Below are 15,148 nucleotides of genomic sequence, written 5' to 3'. Positions count from 1 at the left end.
CCCGTCCCTTGAAGTGACGCCACGGGCGTCTTGCTTTGCGGTGCCGATCAAACCGCCAGGGCTGTGTCATTTACCTGCCGACGCGCTTTCAGCCGATTTGTTGTTGTTACGCGGCGCTACCCGCCAAACAGCGTTACCGACATCGTCGGCCACGAGCAAGGCCCCATGCACGTCCAGTGCGACGCCGACGGGTCGACCCACGGCGTGGCCGTCTGCCGTCAGGAAGCCGCTCAGGAAATCTTCAGGCAATCCTGCAGGTTTTCCATCGACAAATGGCACAAACACCACCTTGTAGCCGGTAGGCGGTTTGCGGTTCCATGATCCATGCTGGCCAACAAATGCGCCTCCGCGATAATGAGGCGGGAACAGCGTCCGGTCGTAAAAAACCAGACCTAGCGAAGCCGTATGATTGCCGAGCGCATAGTCCGGCGTGATGGCTTTTGAAACCAGATCGGGGCGTTGCGGTTTGACGCGGGTGTCAATGTGCTGCCCGTAGTAGCTGTAGGGAAAGCCATAAAAAGCGCCATCTTTCACGGCGGTCATGTAGTCGGGGACAAGATTGTTGCCGAGATCGTCCCGCTCATTGACTGCCGTCCACAACGCGCCGCTGTCCGGTTGCCAGGCAAGTCCGTTGGCGTTGCGCAATCCAGTCGCATAGGGCCGCACATGGCCCGTGTCAATGTCGAACACAAGGATACGCGCTCGACCTTCTTCGGCGTCGACTCCATTTTCCCCTGCGTTGCTGTTCGATCCCACCGTGATGTACAGATGCTTGCCGGAGCGATCGACCAGGATATTTTTGGTCCAGTGATGGTTGATCGGCCCGGCCGGCAAGTCGGCAACCTTGACGCCGAGGCTTGTAAGCTGGGTGGTGCCTGTCACATAGTCGAAACGCAACAGAGCGTCCGTATCGGCAACATAGAGTTGATTGCCAATGAGCGCCATCCCGAACGGCGAGTGGAGGCCACCCAGAAACACGGTCTGAGTCCTCGCGACGCCGCTGCCATCCACATCGCGCAACAGCACAATGCGATCGGGGCTCGGCACACCGGCGCCGGCGCGCTTCATGACCTGCTTTCTGACCCAGCCGAATAGGCCACTGCCTTCATCATGTTCTTTTGGCGCGTCGCTTTCCGCGACCAGTACGTCACCATTGGGCAGCGTGTAAAGCCAGCGCGGGTGCGCGAGGCCACCGGCAAACTCGGTGACGCGAAAGCCTGCGGGTGCGGCGGGCATAAAACCGTCGGGGCGTGCCTGAACGGGCGCGATGTTGACCATCGGAACCAACGACGATTCCGGAGCCGGCATGGCGGGCGATGCGCCGAAGCCCGTGTCAGTTGAACTTGATGGTCCAATCGCGCAGGAGGCCAGTGGCAAAACCATTGAAATAGCCAGACGGTTTAGCAGGCGCATGTGGGTTCCGAACGAAGAGCGTTGATTGACGATGCAACGGACCGATAGCAAGAAACCGGCCCGCGACGCTGCCTGCTAACGCGCAAACTATTTCCGTGACTCAAGTGGAAAACCCCGGCCTCCCGGCTTTCCGGCCGTGCTGAACCCACGTTGGGGGCTGTGCGGAAACAGCAGCGGAGTCGAGCATCCAGATCGCCCCTCCCCGGCATCAGGTTTTCTTAAGGTAATGTCGCTAGCATCTATCGGATTTGCGTAGTGCTTTTTTCAGGCCATCAGCTCAAGATTCGCAGGCTGCGCACCCCCCATCAATTCATCAAGTCGTGAAAACTTGAGGAGCAAGAATGGCGAAGGTTTACGGAATGCAGCGTCCGGCATATGACACAGTCGCACGCACACTGCACTGGCTAACCGTCCTGTTGGTCGCAATGCAATTTGCAATCGGCTGGACGATGCCGGACGTCCACAAAGACACGCAGCCGGTTAATCTGATCGCCTGGCATCTTGGGGTGGGCGCGACGCTCGTCGCCGTCATGGCAATCCGGGTGATCTGGCGATTGACGCATTGGCCCACGCCGGATGAACTGCCACCACTACTCAGCGTCGTCTCGCGCATAACGCATGTTCTCCTCTACGCCGCCCTGGTGCTGGTGCCGCTGCTCGGCTGGATCAATGCGTCCTCACGAGGCTGGACGGTCCGCTTGCTGGGCGTGGTGTCCTATCCGGCGCTGAGCGAACCGGGCTCGGCCTTCGGCCACGCGATGGGGGATGTGCACGGCATCCTCGCATGGGTGCTTTTCGCGTTGATTGGTCTGCATGTCGTCGCAGCGCTGTTCCACCGCTTTGTCCTGAAGGACCGTGTGCTGCAAAGGATGCTGCCCCACGCAGGGCCGTCGCGTGATCAGGGTCGAGACCGCTAGGGTCCGCCAATGGCCAAGGCTCACAAGGAACCGCATCGAATCAAGGCGATCGGGTGGCTACGCGCTGCGGTCCTTGGCGCGAACGACGGCATCATTTCGACGGCAAGTCTGATAATCGGCGTCGCGTCCGCGCACGCCGAACACGGCCATCTGGTGCTGACCGGCCTGGCTGGATTGGTAGCTGGCGCGATGTCGATGGCGACAGGCGAGTACGTATCGGTCTCGTCGCAGGCGGATACTGAAACAGCGGCGCTCGCCGAAGAGCAGGCGGAGCTCGATGCGGATGGCGCGCGCGAGCACCGAGAGTTGGCGGCGATTTACGTCCGGCGCGGCCTCGACATGGCGCTTGCCAAACAGGTTGCGCAGGCTTTAATGGCTCACGACGCACTCGGCGCACATGCCCGCGACGAATTGGGTATCTCGGAAACGACCGCTGCAAATCCGTTGCAGGCCGCGCTAGCGTCAGCCAGCAGCTTTTCGGTTGGAGCCGCTTTGCCGCTCATCGTCACGGCGCTCGCCCCGCAGCGATGGGTGGCCCCAAGTATCGCGGCGACGGCGCTGGTTTCCCTAGCGATCCTTGGCGGACTTGCCGCGCGCGTCGGAGGAGCGAAAGTGGGTCCTGGTGTATTACGGGTGGCTTTCTGGAGCGCGCTTTCGATGGGTGTGGCATCCGCGGTCGGTGCTATATTCGGCGCGAGTTGAGCCGTGACATCTTTCCGCAATACATCGCTTGCTATTCCGCGACGGTTGTCATCTGCTTGCTCCACTCAAATTTCTTCGGAACGTCCAGCAGTCAAAGCCGCCGTTATTACCGTCCATTGCCTTTTTGATGGTCGCCTTGACCTCGGCGAATTGGGAGCGCGTCAAAGAGATCACCGATGGCCTGCGCATTGAAGGGTGCAGACGTGTTGCCTGAGAACTGCAGCGGATTCCGCGGATGTTCGCGGCTGCGTGACCAGAGGCAGCTATCGATTGCGATCGATTAATTTGCCGATCAACGCGTGATCTGAAATTCATGTACCGCCGCCGCCGAGGGAAGGCGGCAATACCTCGATCAGCGAGCTGCGCGGACTGTCACCGAAAGAGATCGACGGACTGAATATTGCGCGAATTCCAGTAGTCGATGCGGACAGCATCAACCATGCTTGCGGACGAAAGCCGGCAATACATAACAAAGGGCTTGCGAACGTCGGCTTAATGTTTTCACAGCGGACGGTCGCAAACGTTGGGCCGAATGACGCCTGTGGGTCGATTTTGCCCATTGATCGCGAAGGGAAGCTTGCGCGCTTTGCCGTTCCGTTAACGGCTTTATCGTGACGGATACCTACGGCGCTGTTCACAAGTCGCCCGTGTCGTTAAATTTATGTTCCCTCGATGAGTACACGCTATGCACCTGGCGTTGCGGCTTGAGCGCCGTGACGATATGCGAACAGGGTCTACGGCCGGGGTCAGCGCTGCTTCCGACACATGGGGACGGCCCCCGTGAACGTCCCCTAGGACCTTTCCTTCGGTGGGCAAGCGCTGCCCGTCAGTGCAGGGCCGTAGCTGGCAACCTCCCTGTGCGCGTCGGCGAGTTGGCGAGCCATCTCCATTTCGATCTTGTCTGAGTGGTCTGCATTTCCTGCGCTACACTCGGTTGTGTAGAACAAAGCCGTGGGGCGCACCGGGAGAACGCGTCATGAGCGGGCCGTTGGAAGAGGAACTCTTGCGCGGGTCGCGCGTCCCGCCTGCCGGGCGTTGGATCGCATGGCTTTTCGCCATCGCGTCTGTGTTCATCTGCGCCGTCGCCGTGCGCATGACGCAGATCGAAATGCAGACCTCGCAGCGGCAGGCGCATTACCTGTCGGAGTTGGGGAGCGAGATCGGCTTTTCCGTCGGCGACGGACCCAGCGCCAGCATTCCGCAGGCGTCCGCCGGACCCTATGATGCGCGGCTCGGCTATGCACTGCTGCCGTCGTTTGAGGAGCGGCTCCTTGCGCGCGGGTTTGCCGTCACCGCGCAGGCGCGCGGCTCGGCAGCCATGCTGTCGATGGCCGATAGGGGCCTTTTCGTTCCCTATGACGAGAAGGACCGCGCCGGGCTCACACTGCTCGATTCGCGCGGCAACCCGCTTTTCAGCGCTGCGAGTCCCGGTCTCGTCTACGACAGCTTCGAGTTCATTCCGCCGGTCATCGTCAATGCGCTGCTCTTCATCGAGGATCGCAGCCTGCTGGACGACAGCCTGCCCAACCGCAATCCCGCAATCGACTGGGGACGCTTCGGTCGCGCACTGTTCGATCAGGGCCGGCGCGTCGTCGACAGGCATGCGCCGCAACCGGGCGGCAGCACGCTGGCGACCCAGATCGAGAAGTTCCGCCACTCGTCGGGCGGACGTACCGCGTCGCCGCCGGAGAAGCTCCGCCAGATCGCATCGGCTTCCGTGCGTGCGTATCTCGAGGGCCCGCAGACGATGCCCGCGCGCCGTCAGCTCGTCGTGCGCTATCTGAACTCGGTGCCGCTCGCGGCGCGGCCCGGCATCGGCGAGATCAACGGTCTTCCGGACGGCATGGCCGCGTGGTACGGACGCGACTTCGACGAATACAACCGCATCCTGAACGCACCCGTTTCGGCCGAGATGCTCGATGCGCAGGCGCTCGCGTTCAAGCAGGCGCTGTCGCTGATGATCGCGCAGCGCGCGCCGTCGCGCGTTCTGCGCCCGGGCAGCCCGGAACTCGAGCGCCGCACCGACAGCTATCTGCGCCTGCTCGGCGCGAACGGCATCATCGCACCGGCGCTGCGCGACACGGCGCTTGCCGTGCCGCTCGAACTGAATCCGGCGCCACATCGGCGCGCGGCGGTGTCGTTCGTCGCGCGCAAGGGCGTGACCGCACTGCGCTCGAACCTGCTTGCGATACTGGGCGTACCCAGTCTCTACGATCTTGACCGTCTCGACCTCAGCGTCACCGCCACGCTCGACGACCCGGTGCAGCGGGCCGTGAGCGAGCGGCTCGCGAGCGCGGCCACCCGCTATGGCGCGGCCGATGCCGGGTTATTCGGCTATCACATGCTGCGGCCCCACGACGATCCTTCGAAGATCTCGTACAGCTTCACGCTGATGGAGCGCAAAGGCGGCACGAACCTCGTGCGCGTGCAGACGGACAGCATCAACGAGCCCTTCGACATCAGCCGCAGCGGGCGACTCAACCTGGGATCGACGGCCAAGATGCGCACGGTCATCACTTACTTGCAGGTCGTCGCGGCGCTGCACGCGCGCTATGGCGCGATGAGCGCCGCGCAGTTGCGCAGCGTGACGCCCGACCGCCAGGATGCGCTCACGCGCTGGGCGCTCGACTATCTCTCGAACACGACGGACCGCTCGCTCCCCGCGATGCTCGATGCCGCCGTCGCGCGCAAGTACTCCGCGAGCGCCGGCGAAACTTTCTACACGGGTGGCGGCGCGCAGGCCTTCTCCAATTTTGAGGCGACCGACAACTCGCGCGTGCTCACCGTGGAGAGCGCGTTCCAGCATTCAGTGAATCTCGTGTTCGTGCGCCTAATGCGCGATATCGTCCACTACGAAATGGTCGGGGTGGCGGGGCCGTCGTCGGACTGGCTCGACGATCCGGCGGTGCGTCACGCCTACCTGACGCGCTTCGCCGACGCCGAGAGCCGTGTCTATATGAGCCGCTTCTACACGAGATACCGGCCCAGGACGGCGGATGAGGCGCTCGCGCTGCTGTTGCGCGACGTGCGCAACTCGCCGCCGAAGCTCGCCGCGGTCTTGAGAAGCGTTGCGCCCGACGAGCCGCAGGCAGGGTTCGATGCCCGCATGCGCGCGGCGCTGCGCGGCTCACCGTCCGCGTCGATCACGGACCAGGACCTGGCGAAGCTTTACGTCAACTACAGTGTCGACAAGTTCAATCTCAACGATCGCGGGTATATTGCGAGCGTGCATCCGCTCGAACTGTGGACGGTGAACTATCTGCGTTCGCATCCGCTTGCGACGCTGAACGACGTGCAGGAAGCGAGCCGCGATGCGCGTGTCACCGCTTATTCGTGGCTCTTCAAGACGCGCTATCACGCAACGCAGGACAGGCGTATCAAGCGCATGGTCGAGTTGCAGGCGTATGCCGAGATCGCGAAGTCGTGGCGCGCGCTCGGCTATCCGTTCGCGTCGGTCACGCCTTCCTATGCGGCGGCGATCGGCGCCTCGGGCGACCGTCCGGAGGCGCTCGCGCAGCTGATCGGCATCGTGGAGAATGGCGGCCAAGGGCTCGCCACGCAGCGCATCTCGACGCTCGAATTCGCAAAGCACACGCCGTTTGAGACCCGGTTCACCCAGGTGAGCGCGCCGGCGAAGCCGTTGCTCGCGCCCGAGATCGCGACTGTGGTTCAACGGCTCCTGCGCGATGTCGTCGAGGGCGGCACCGCGAAGCGACTCGCCGATGGCATGGCCTCGCTCGATGGCCGCGCACTCGACGTCTCGGGCAAGACGGGCACCGGCGACCGGCGTTTAAACGTGTATGCCCGCGGCCGGCGTCTCATTGAATCGCGTAAGGTGAACAGGACGGCCACGTTCGTCTTCGTGATCGGCGAGCGCTTCTTCGGCACGCTCACGGCCTACGTCCGCGAGCCCTACGCAGCGCACTACGACTTCACGAGTGCGCTTGCCGTGCAGTTGCTGAAGTCGCTCGGGCCGGCGCTGCAGCCGTTGCTGGCTGACGGACGGGCAATTGAAGCCACAAGCGAAGCGAAACCGGAAATCCGATAGGGTGTACCTCAGGATGCCAGGCGGAGATGCCGCTTGCCAGAATGGTGCTTACCCTTTGTTCGGTATGCGGCGAGTTGCGCGGCTGGCCCAATGCGATCGAGTGATCGTTTGATGATGGCGATACTGCGTGCTCGCGTGATACACGCGCCGCATCACGACAGGGGTTTCGTCGCCGTTCAGCCAGCGGCGAATCATGACCAGATCCATCGAACGCACCCACGAGGAAGGCGTGCCGAGGAACGCAATGATGACCGGACCATTCGGCATGTCCGCTTCCACGAGAATGCAGCGTCCGGCCTCCCGGGTATAGCCCGTCTTCGCAAATTGAACGCTCCAGTCCGGCCAATCGACGACCGGATCCGAGTTCCGATAGAACCTCGTTCTGGTGCCGATGACTTCCTCGTAACGGGAAAGTACGGTGAAAGCGTCAATCAGTGGGTAGCGTGACGCGGCATCCGCCATTTTTATCAGGTCGCGCGCAGTGGAGACGTTGTCGGCCGACAGCCCCGTGGGGTCGTCGAACTGCGTAGCCGCCATGCCCAGGGCGCTCGCCTTTTCGTTCGTATCCGTCAGCGGAGCCCGTGTTGACGGTGTCGCGCGGTTAGATGTCGACGATCTTCCGCAACAGAGCGTAAGAGACCCGCCAATGACCTTCCGAATCATTAACAGCGATGGACGCGGTTTTTGCGTTGAGGCGGACGATGATACCGACCCGCTCGCTCAGATGTTTGTCGGTGAAGCCGACGGTGTCGCCGATGAAGAATTCCTCTCGCTGAGCTCGCGGTGGCGGCGACGCAGGCGCGTGGGTTGGGCCGCTCGCAGTGTCAGGGATAACCGCCGCGTAGAGCACCGACCAACGCTGACGGCTCTGGTTGTCCTGAATCACCGCCTGGGTTTGCCGCAGCTCCACCACGGTTCCGTGCGAAGGTGATGCGAGCGGATCGCCCCCGATATAACTGACCTCCATTCCCAGGTGCAAGCGTTGACGTACTTCGAGAATACGTCGCGGGTCGTCCAGCATTTTGCCGATGGCGAGATAGAGGCGATACAACTCGGCGCTGGGCGCCTGCCGAAGCGAGTCGAGAATGTCCATGAATGTCTAGGCGTTTAACGGGCGAGCGGCAACAGTTCGTGCACGCGATTGACAGGATACGACGGCAACTTCTGAAGTGTGTCCTTGAGCCATGCATAGGGCTCGGAGGCGTTCAGCCGAGCCGTGCCGAGCAGCGAGTACATCGTGGCGGCGGCCCTGGCGCCACGCGGCGAGCCCGCGAATGTCCAATTGGCTCTCCCCAGGGCAAGCTCGTGCTCATTCTGCCCATATCGGGCAGGAAATTGAAGTCCATTACCGTTGGCATCCACTATATGGTCGCCGCGTCAAGGTTCGAGACGTCGAGGAACGCAGCGGTGGTCGCGTGGTTCATGTTGAAGCCGGCCCCGGGATAGTCAGGGTGATGGCGGCATGGATGCTGGATCGTGCCGTGTGTTCAGCCATGGAGCTTGGCGAGCCGAGAGTCACCGTCGCGGCGCTATGCGGCCTGCATCGGCTGCTTGTTGATCGGCGCTTGCGCGCACACTCTTCGGACGGTTTCAACATCGTCCGGGAGAAACGCAATGGACAAGCTGCCAAAGAGCGTTCCAGCACGAACGCAATCGCCAGTGGTGACGCCGCGCCAGATGAGCATGAGGTTCGACAACGCCGAACTTCAGGGAATGAACGCGGAGCAGCGCGCAAGGGCGATCATGCGTCTTGCGAGCCTGCTGATACAAGCCGCGGGCGCCACCACCGCGAAGGAGTGTGACGATGACGAACGCTGATCGTCTGCCGGCGCCCCTTCTCAAGCGCAAGGCGGTAGTTTATGTTCGGCAGTCGACGCAGGCTCAAGTCCAGGTGAACCTGGAGAGCAAGCGTCGCCAGTACGAACTCGTGGACGAAGCCAAGCGTCGCGGGTTTGGCGAGATCGAGGTCATCGACGACGACCTGGGCCGATCGGCGAGTGGAGCGGTGGCTCGGCCAGGCTTTGAGCGCCTCGTGGCATTGCTTTGTGCCGGTGAAGTCGGGGCTGTCCTTTGCCTGGATGCGTCACGTCTTGCCCGTAACGGGCGCGACTGGCACCATCTGCTCGAGCTGTGCGGTCTCGTCGAAGCGAGAGTGATCGACCTTGATGGCGTATACGATCCTTGCCGGCCGAACGACCGGTTATGGCTCGGCATGAAGGGCAGCATCAGCGAGTTCGAGCTCAACGTGCTTCGAACGCGTATGCTCGACGCCGCGCGTGCCAAAGCTCAGCGCGGTGAATTGCGCATCAGCGTGCCGATTGGCTACCTCTGGCATCGTGAGGTCGGCCTGGGTCTCGATCCAAACCAGAGACTGCAGGAAGTGATACGCCTGATCTTTGCTCGCTTTCGCGAACTGGGTAGCGCGCGACAGACCTTCATGTCGTTACGCTCCGAGCAGGTCCACTTCCCGCGTCCGACTGATCGTAGTAGCCTGACGCACTTCGACTGGACGCTGATACGTTATCGCAACGTGCTCTCCGTGATTAGGAATCCATTCTATTCGGGAGCTTATGCTTACGGTAAGAGCGGGAACAAGACGACCATCGTTGATGGCCGTGCACACAAGAGTTACAAGCACCCAAAGCCGTTCGAGGAGTGGGAGGTGCTGCTCAAGGAACACCACCCAGGCTACATTGACTGGGAGGAATTCGAGCGCAACCAGCAGCGGCTCGCCGCCAACTCTACCGATGCTATCGCTTCGACCTGCCGCCGAAGTGCATGAGCTTTGGTGGCTCTCGCATAGACGCCGCGATCGCGAAGGAACTGATCCGTGTCGTGGAACCAATGGCGATAGAGGCGGCCCTGCAGGCCGAGCAAATGCGTATGGACACCCTGAATGAGCAGCGGCGAATTATCGAACTCGACCTGCAGCAGGCTCAGTATGAGGCCACGCTGGCAGAGCGACGCTACGCTGCCTGCGATCCCGATAACCGTTTGATTGCCGCGCAGTTGGAGAGGAACTGGGAAGCAGCGTTGCGTCGTGTACAAGCCTGCCAGGCGCGTCTGCAGACCGCACGCACATCAGTGCCAGCTCGCGCTGCTCCTGACTTCACCAAGCTTGCCGAGGACCTCGACGCCGCCTGGAATGCTCCGGGTGTCACCATGCGCATGCGCCAGCAACTGGTTCGGGCGCTGATCGTCGATATTGTCGCGGCCGTGGATGAGACAACGCGTGAAGTTATTCTCACGATCCACTGGCAAGGAGGCCAGCATTCACAGTTGCGCATCCGCAAGCCCAAGACAGGCGAACACGGATGCAGCACCTCTGACGAAGCGCTCGCCGTTATCCGCAGCATGGTTACCCGATGGTCTGATCAGGACATCGCCGCATCGCTAAACCGGATGGGAATACGGACGGGCCAAGGCAAGACCTGGACTGCGCATCGGGTTAGATCCGTACGGCACGTGCGCGACATCCACGCCTATAAATCGGCTGAGAAGGAGGGTGAATGGTTGACGATGTCCGAGGCAGCGGAAGTGCTTGGCGTCACCAATCATGCGATCCGCCGCCTGATCAAGGACCGAATTCTGCCCGCTGAGCAAGTAATGCCCGACGCTCCATGGCAGATCCGCGCAAGCGACCTGCATACCGAGGCAGTTGATGCCGCGCTGACTACCCGGAAGCTTCGCCCGTGTCGCAGCGCCATCGAAGGCCAACTCCCAATGTTTATCGAGGATTCAGAAGGAGGTGCACAATGAACGCCCCGTCGCGATAGGGCGAATTTGACGCTCGAGAGCATTGTTATCAGGTAGCAGGATTCCGCTCTCGGGTTAACGAACGAGCGCCGGCCAATGGCGTAACGCATAGCCGAAGGCTTTCGCGAGCGGCGCCTGAGCCGGCAAACCGATGACGTTGCCTTCGAGCCATTGCCGGAATTGTGCGAGCACCGGCAGCGCATCGATTTGCCGCGCCGCATATTTGAGATCAGGTGTTTGGTCCCGGATCCGCGACTCGATCGCATACAGGCTGGCAATCCACTGCAGCGCCTGCGCCGCAAGGCCCGGTTTGCTCTGCGCCTTCGCGATTTCGAAGAAGCGTCGACGGCAATGGGCCCAACATCCGACCTCGACGATGTCTCCGGTTTCGTAGAGTGCGCCATGTCCACTGTACGCGTCCGCCTGCAGATAACCTTTGTACTTCTGCAAGTACCGCAGCGGATGCGAACCGGAGCGCGATTCGGCGAACTCGAACACGACCGCTGGCGGGTGGTCAACCCAGACGCCGTTCTCCTCGCGCTGGCCCGCGCCCAGGTATCCCCATAATCGTGCCGTGCGCGTCGCCGTGCGACCCTTCTCGAGTAATGGCAGCGTCGTGTCGTCGACGTGCATGCGGGGTGCCTGCAACTGGTGAGCCCGTAGCGGTGGCAGCAGCACTTCGAGCAGTTCGGCTGCCGCCAGCTTCCATTCGCACAGCGTTGCCCGGGGCAGGTGCACACCACGTCGTGCATAGCGCATCTCCTGCCGGTTCAAAGGCAGGTGATCGACGTAGGTGTTGGCCAGGATGTTAGCCAGCAGGCTCGCGCTCGCATTGCTCTTCGGCAGCGGCGAAGGCTGGGCACTTGCGGTCACGATGGTGACTCGCCATCCTTCTTCGCCGCGTACTTGAAGCGGATATGTTCAATGACGGTGAGCCTCGACGGCTCGTAGTGCAGCGTCTCGCTGCGCTCCTCGCCGATACGCTCGAGCGAATCGAATGCGGCTTTCTGTTCGTCCTTCAGATCGTATTCAACGCGCTCGCGCGGCAGGTCCTTCGGCAGCGCCGGACGGCCCTTGCGGGCGTGGCCCGCGACCGGAACCTGCGCCGGCTCAGGAGGAATGGGCAACTCCGTGGCGGCGTCGAACAGTTCCGCCTGACCCGCCAGCCGCTCGGAACTGACGCCGAAGCGCGCGCGGTTCGCCTGGGCAATCTGGTGCTGCAGCGCTTCCAGTTGCTCCCACAGCACGCATGCCAGCCGGTTCTGTTCGAGCGCGAAGGCTTGCAGCGCGTCGGGCTCGACCGGCAATTCCGCGACAGTGATAGCGGTGGGCGGCATGGCTATCATGATGCCCAACTCGCGCTACGTTTACAAGATCGGGGAGCGTTGTATCTGCACAGGCGACAGCGAGTTCAGCTCACGCGCGTCACCGCGACGGCGTGATGCGGCTCGCGTGCCGAGATCTCAATGCCTTCGAGCCAGGCGTTGAGTTCGGCGAGCGTGAAGCCGCGTTGCGCGAGCGCCAACGGTGATGGAAAGCGGCCCCGTTCAAGGCGCTTGTACCAGAGCGCGAAACCGGTGCGATCCCAGTATAGGCATTTGACTTTCGAGCGGTCCCGGCCGACGAACACGAACAGATTGCCCGAGACAGGGTTCTGGGCAAGCAGTGGCTCGACCAGATACGACAGGCCGTCGATGGATTTGCGCATGTCGACCGGCTCACGGCAGATATACGCACGAACATCGGCTGCGATCAGCACCGGCTACCTCCGAGCTGTCCGAGCACGAAACGCACGATGCGCTCGGCATGAGCACCGGTCAGCTCGATGCGAACACCGGCGAGCGACAACGTCACCCGATCACGCGAAGATGACAAAGTGTCCGCCGTCGACGGTGGCGCAGGAGTGGCTGGTGCGGTGTCCGGATGGGAAACGATAAATGCAGCGTCCGGGGTGACCGCGAGCGGGTGCGCGCCTGCTCGTGCCTCGCCAGACAGCTTCTTGCGCCACAGGCCGAAGGTACTGACGGCGAGCCCCTGCTCACGACAGAAACGTCGAAGGCCCAGTCCGCTTATGGTCCATGCCATGACCATCTCGCGCCAGAATGCTTCGCCTTGCCGGGGGCGTCGGGTGCCCGTCGGTACAGCCGTCTCTCCCGTAGCGTCGTCCATCGCCGTGCTCCGTTGTTACGATGGCTACACCTTCGCACCGGGCTTGCGTGCGTTCAAGACGGGATGCGCTGACGGATACTTTCGTTCATCTTCCGGAGAAAGGCACGCTGACCTCCCGGAAACGCGCGCGACAGTGCGGAGGCCGCGCGATTCTCTGACGACATTAGCGCGAGGCGCAGCATTTCCTCGCGTTTGAGCGTTGCGCCAACCGGAATGCGCGAGCCTGAATGCTTGAGCCGGTCGATGTCGGCGTTGCCGATCATCAGTGTTTCTTGCATCGACTGCGCCTCATCCAGCACGACCATCGCTGTCATCAGCTTGGTCAGGGAGGAGAGGCAACAGGGCGCACGGTGTCGGCGTTCTTTTCGAGCAGGACTTCCTGATGCCGGATGTCGTACACCAGCGCGCTGCGCGAATGGAGCGTCGGTGTCCCGGCCAATGCGAGGAGCGGGGCGGCCGCGAGAAGCAGGGCAGTGGCAATATTCTTGATCACGATCACCTCCTGGACCCGTATCCGGCGCCTGGCGACCATCGATGCTGGATCCCGCAGACCGCCCCAGTCGTTCATTTCAAATCGACGGACACGAAGCTGCGCGCACGGTTGCGCTGAATCAGCAAGGAGACCTTCTTGCCGGTAGTGGAAGTCGCTGCGGCGAGTTTCTCTTGCGACTCGACGAGTGCATCGTTCACGCCGAGGACGATGTCGCCGGGCTGTATGCCCGCCTTCGCCGCCCCCTCCGGAGTGGACTCGACCATCAGGCCCTGCGGGAGATCGCTCTTGCGGCGCTCGGCGTCGGTCAGCGGATGCATGGTAAGACCGAGCCGATTTGCTGCGCTCGCTCCGCTCTTCGGCGTTTGTGTGCCGCAACGGCCTCGCCCGGGTTGATCGTCACCGTCATTGGCCTGGCACCGCGCGCGATTTGCAGCACGACCTTGTCGCCGGGCGGGAGCGCCGCATCCTGCGCGACGAAATCCGCGGCATGATCAATCGTCTTGTCGCCGATCTGCTCGGCGACATTGCCGGGCGTGAGGCCCGCGTCGAGCGCCGGAGAACCGGGCGCAACCGAAATCACGAGCGTAGCCGCCGACCGCGGCAAGCCGACGGCGCCCGCCAGTCCGGGGTCCACGTCCGTTTGCCACTGGAACTGGCCGTTGTCGTTGAACATCCAACCCTCGAAAAGTTCAAGCTGACCGTTGCCGTTCAGAAGCCGAGCGGGCGGCGCAGGCAGCGGTACCGCGCGTCGCAGCGATGCAAGGGCGGTATCCTCGGCTTCGTCGTCGCCATTGGTGCGATGCACAGAGGAATCGACGAGCCGACCGTTTCCGTCCACTGTGAACGACACAAGGACGAAGGAACGCAGCATCGCTTGCGGAGTGCCTTTCAACAAGAGCGATGGATCGCGCTTGAAGATGCGTTGCGCGACGCGCGCCTTGTACTCCCTGAGCGTCTGAATAGGCGCCGCGGGCGGCGCCGCGGTGCGCGCGGCCACAACGCGGGGCGGTGGGGTGACCGTGCATGCCCCCATCGTGAGCGCCGTCAGCGCGGCGATGACAGCGCCGGCGGCAGACCGGAAGCGCGACAGGCACATGAGGCGAGCCGGGGAAAGACTACTTTAATGGTAGTCACTGCCAGCGGAAGCTTGGGAACTCGGCCGCCGATTGAGTCTTTCCACATAGATCGCCACTGTCGGGCGAGGCGTTGGGACGCTTTTTTACGGTCTCAATCCCCGAGAACGCGAACCGTTTGGCAACGGTCGGCCAGATGCCGGTCAACGCGATTGGACTGACGACCGCTAGACTTGAGACCAACCGTGGAGGTCCCTCGGCTCGACCGCCGACTGTGGGTCGGCCTGTGACTGTTACGGTCTGGGCGCGGCGACCGGCGTCGTCTCCTCGTCATCGGACCGGAGCCGGCCAAGCTACGGACGTTCGCGCCGGCTCTCATGTGGACGTTCGAGCGTCCGCTCCGCCCCGAACAAGCGACTTACGCTCGCGATCATATCGATCGACGCTCGCCTCCCGGGCCACCACGATCATGTTGATGGCGTCGGTGTCCAGCATCACGGGCGCCGGCGCCCAAGTATCGCGATCTAATCATCAGGCTGGAGGCGTGGGAATTAAAGGATCTCGAGCCTGCAAACCT

The 15,148-nt window shown here is 62.5% G+C and carries 19 protein-coding genes and 1 pseudogene; 6 read left to right on the top strand and 14 right to left on the bottom strand.

Annotation, left to right across the window (positions count from 1 at the left end; genetic code table 11):
* Nucleotides 1-66 precede the first annotated feature (66 nt).
* Nucleotides 67-1,413 (bottom strand): PQQ-dependent sugar dehydrogenase, encoded by a 1,347-nt coding sequence (locus AWB66_RS29095; protein WP_087633514.1) that lies wholly within the window; start codon nt 1,411-1,413, stop codon nt 67-69.
* A gap of 341 nt (nt 1,414-1,754) precedes the next feature.
* Here AWB66_RS29095 and AWB66_RS29090 point away from each other — a divergent pair, with 341 nt between their 5' ends.
* The 3 genes from AWB66_RS29090 to AWB66_RS29080 all read left to right on the top strand — a co-directional run bounded on the left by AWB66_RS29090 (nt 1,755) and on the right by AWB66_RS29080 (nt 7,080).
* Nucleotides 1,755-2,330, top strand: coding sequence for a cytochrome b (locus tag AWB66_RS29090; protein WP_087135535.1), 576 nt, complete (start codon nt 1,755-1,757; stop codon nt 2,328-2,330).
* Nucleotides 2,331-2,339: 9 nt separating this feature from the next.
* A complete protein-coding gene (locus AWB66_RS29085) occupies nt 2,340-3,032 on the top strand; it encodes a VIT1/CCC1 transporter family protein (RefSeq protein ID WP_087633513.1) in 693 nt (230 codons plus the stop codon).
* Nucleotides 3,033-4,008: 976 nt separating this feature from the next.
* The gene (locus AWB66_RS29080) at nt 4,009-7,080 is read left to right on the top strand and encodes a transglycosylase domain-containing protein (RefSeq protein ID WP_087633512.1); all 3,072 of its coding nucleotides are present in this window, start codon (nt 4,009-4,011) and stop codon (nt 7,078-7,080) included.
* A 48-nt stretch (nt 7,081-7,128) separates the two neighbouring features.
* On the opposite strand, the gene AWB66_RS29075 is transcribed toward AWB66_RS29080, so the two are convergent.
* From AWB66_RS29075 to AWB66_RS33200, 3 genes are read right to left on the bottom strand one after another with little or no spacing between them, the layout of a single operon-like run.
* Nucleotides 7,129-7,743: a serine hydrolase family protein gene (locus AWB66_RS29075; RefSeq protein ID WP_087633511.1), complete on the bottom strand. Its 615-nt coding sequence runs from the start codon at nt 7,741-7,743 to the stop codon at nt 7,129-7,131.
* Nucleotides 7,682-8,173, bottom strand: a complete 492-nt coding sequence (locus AWB66_RS29070) for a hypothetical protein (RefSeq protein ID WP_087633510.1) — start codon at nt 8,171-8,173, stop codon at nt 7,682-7,684. Before AWB66_RS29070 ends, AWB66_RS29075 begins: the two co-directional genes overlap by 62 nt.
* A gap of 14 nt (nt 8,174-8,187) precedes the next feature.
* The gene (locus tag AWB66_RS33200) at nt 8,188-8,316 is read right to left on the bottom strand and encodes a transposase domain-containing protein (RefSeq protein WP_125469816.1); all 129 of its coding nucleotides are present in this window, start codon (nt 8,314-8,316) and stop codon (nt 8,188-8,190) included.
* Nucleotides 8,317-8,694: 378 nt separating this feature from the next.
* Between AWB66_RS33200 and AWB66_RS29060 the strand changes: the two genes are divergently transcribed.
* The 3 genes from AWB66_RS29060 to AWB66_RS34130 are packed head-to-tail and all read left to right on the top strand — an operon-like array spanning nt 8,695 to nt 10,839.
* Nucleotides 8,695-8,898: a hypothetical protein gene (locus AWB66_RS29060; protein ID WP_087633509.1), complete on the top strand. Its 204-nt coding sequence runs from the start codon at nt 8,695-8,697 to the stop codon at nt 8,896-8,898.
* The gene (locus tag AWB66_RS34135) at nt 8,885-9,862 is read left to right on the top strand and encodes a recombinase family protein (protein ID WP_200819094.1); all 978 of its coding nucleotides are present in this window, start codon (nt 8,885-8,887) and stop codon (nt 9,860-9,862) included. Before AWB66_RS29060 ends, AWB66_RS34135 begins: the two co-directional genes overlap by 14 nt.
* On the top strand, nt 9,859-10,839 hold the full coding sequence (locus AWB66_RS34130; protein WP_235021288.1) for a helix-turn-helix domain-containing protein: 981 nt from the start codon (nt 9,859-9,861) through the stop codon (nt 10,837-10,839). Before AWB66_RS34135 ends, AWB66_RS34130 begins: the two co-directional genes overlap by 4 nt.
* 72 nt (nt 10,840-10,911) lie before the next feature.
* On the opposite strand, the gene tnpC is transcribed toward AWB66_RS34130, so the two are convergent.
* From tnpC to AWB66_RS35155, 10 genes and pseudogenes are all read right to left on the bottom strand, one after another.
* Entirely contained in the window at nt 10,912-11,709 is a 798-nt protein-coding gene (gene tnpC / locus AWB66_RS29050; protein ID WP_159462965.1) for an IS66 family transposase, read from the bottom strand.
* Entirely contained in the window at nt 11,706-12,173 is a 468-nt protein-coding gene (locus AWB66_RS29045; protein ID WP_087633507.1) for an IS66 family transposase, read from the bottom strand. The genes tnpC and AWB66_RS29045 overlap by 4 nt, the downstream gene beginning before the upstream one ends.
* A gap of 74 nt (nt 12,174-12,247) precedes the next feature.
* Complete coding sequence (tnpB, locus tag AWB66_RS29040) at nt 12,248-12,595, bottom strand: IS66 family insertion sequence element accessory protein TnpB (RefSeq protein ID WP_200819092.1); 348 nt, start codon at nt 12,593-12,595, stop codon at nt 12,248-12,250.
* Nucleotides 12,589-13,005 carry an IS66 family insertion sequence element accessory protein TnpA gene (gene tnpA / locus AWB66_RS29035; RefSeq protein ID WP_087633506.1) on the bottom strand — a complete coding sequence of 139 codons (417 nt, stop codon included), beginning with the start codon at nt 13,003-13,005 and terminating at the stop codon, nt 12,589-12,591. Before tnpA ends, tnpB begins: the two co-directional genes overlap by 7 nt.
* Nucleotides 13,006-13,058: 53 nt before the next feature.
* The gene (locus AWB66_RS34615; RefSeq protein WP_235021287.1) at nt 13,059-13,319 is read right to left on the bottom strand and encodes a serine hydrolase family protein; all 261 of its coding nucleotides are present in this window, start codon (nt 13,317-13,319) and stop codon (nt 13,059-13,061) included.
* An 8-nt stretch (nt 13,320-13,327) separates the two neighbouring features.
* Entirely contained in the window at nt 13,328-13,573 is a 246-nt protein-coding gene (locus AWB66_RS34610; RefSeq protein WP_235021286.1) for a hypothetical protein, read from the bottom strand.
* Nucleotides 13,570-13,815 carry a PDZ domain-containing protein gene (locus AWB66_RS29025; RefSeq protein WP_087633505.1) on the bottom strand — a complete coding sequence of 82 codons (246 nt, stop codon included), beginning with the start codon at nt 13,813-13,815 and terminating at the stop codon, nt 13,570-13,572. The genes AWB66_RS34610 and AWB66_RS29025 overlap by 4 nt, the downstream gene beginning before the upstream one ends.
* Nucleotides 13,803-14,078 (bottom strand): PDZ domain-containing protein, encoded by a 276-nt coding sequence (locus AWB66_RS34605; protein WP_407642339.1) that lies wholly within the window; start codon nt 14,076-14,078, stop codon nt 13,803-13,805. The genes AWB66_RS29025 and AWB66_RS34605 overlap by 13 nt, the downstream gene beginning before the upstream one ends.
* A 45-nt stretch (nt 14,079-14,123) precedes the next feature.
* Nucleotides 14,124-14,594 (bottom strand): annotated as a pseudogene (locus AWB66_RS34600) (TonB family protein); the annotation flags it as partial.
* A complete protein-coding gene (locus tag AWB66_RS35155) occupies nt 14,543-14,680 on the bottom strand; it encodes a hypothetical protein (RefSeq protein ID WP_407642337.1) in 138 nt (45 codons plus the stop codon). The pseudogene AWB66_RS34600 and the gene AWB66_RS35155, both read right to left, overlap by 52 nt.
* Nucleotides 14,681-15,148 lie beyond the last annotated feature (468 nt).

The sequence above is a fragment of the Caballeronia telluris genome, from assembly GCF_001544495.1.
Taxonomy (GTDB): domain Bacteria; phylum Pseudomonadota; class Gammaproteobacteria; order Burkholderiales; family Burkholderiaceae; genus Caballeronia; species Caballeronia telluris.
Note: the sequence above shows the minus strand (reverse complement) of the source record. Positions and strands in the feature narration are given on the sequence as shown.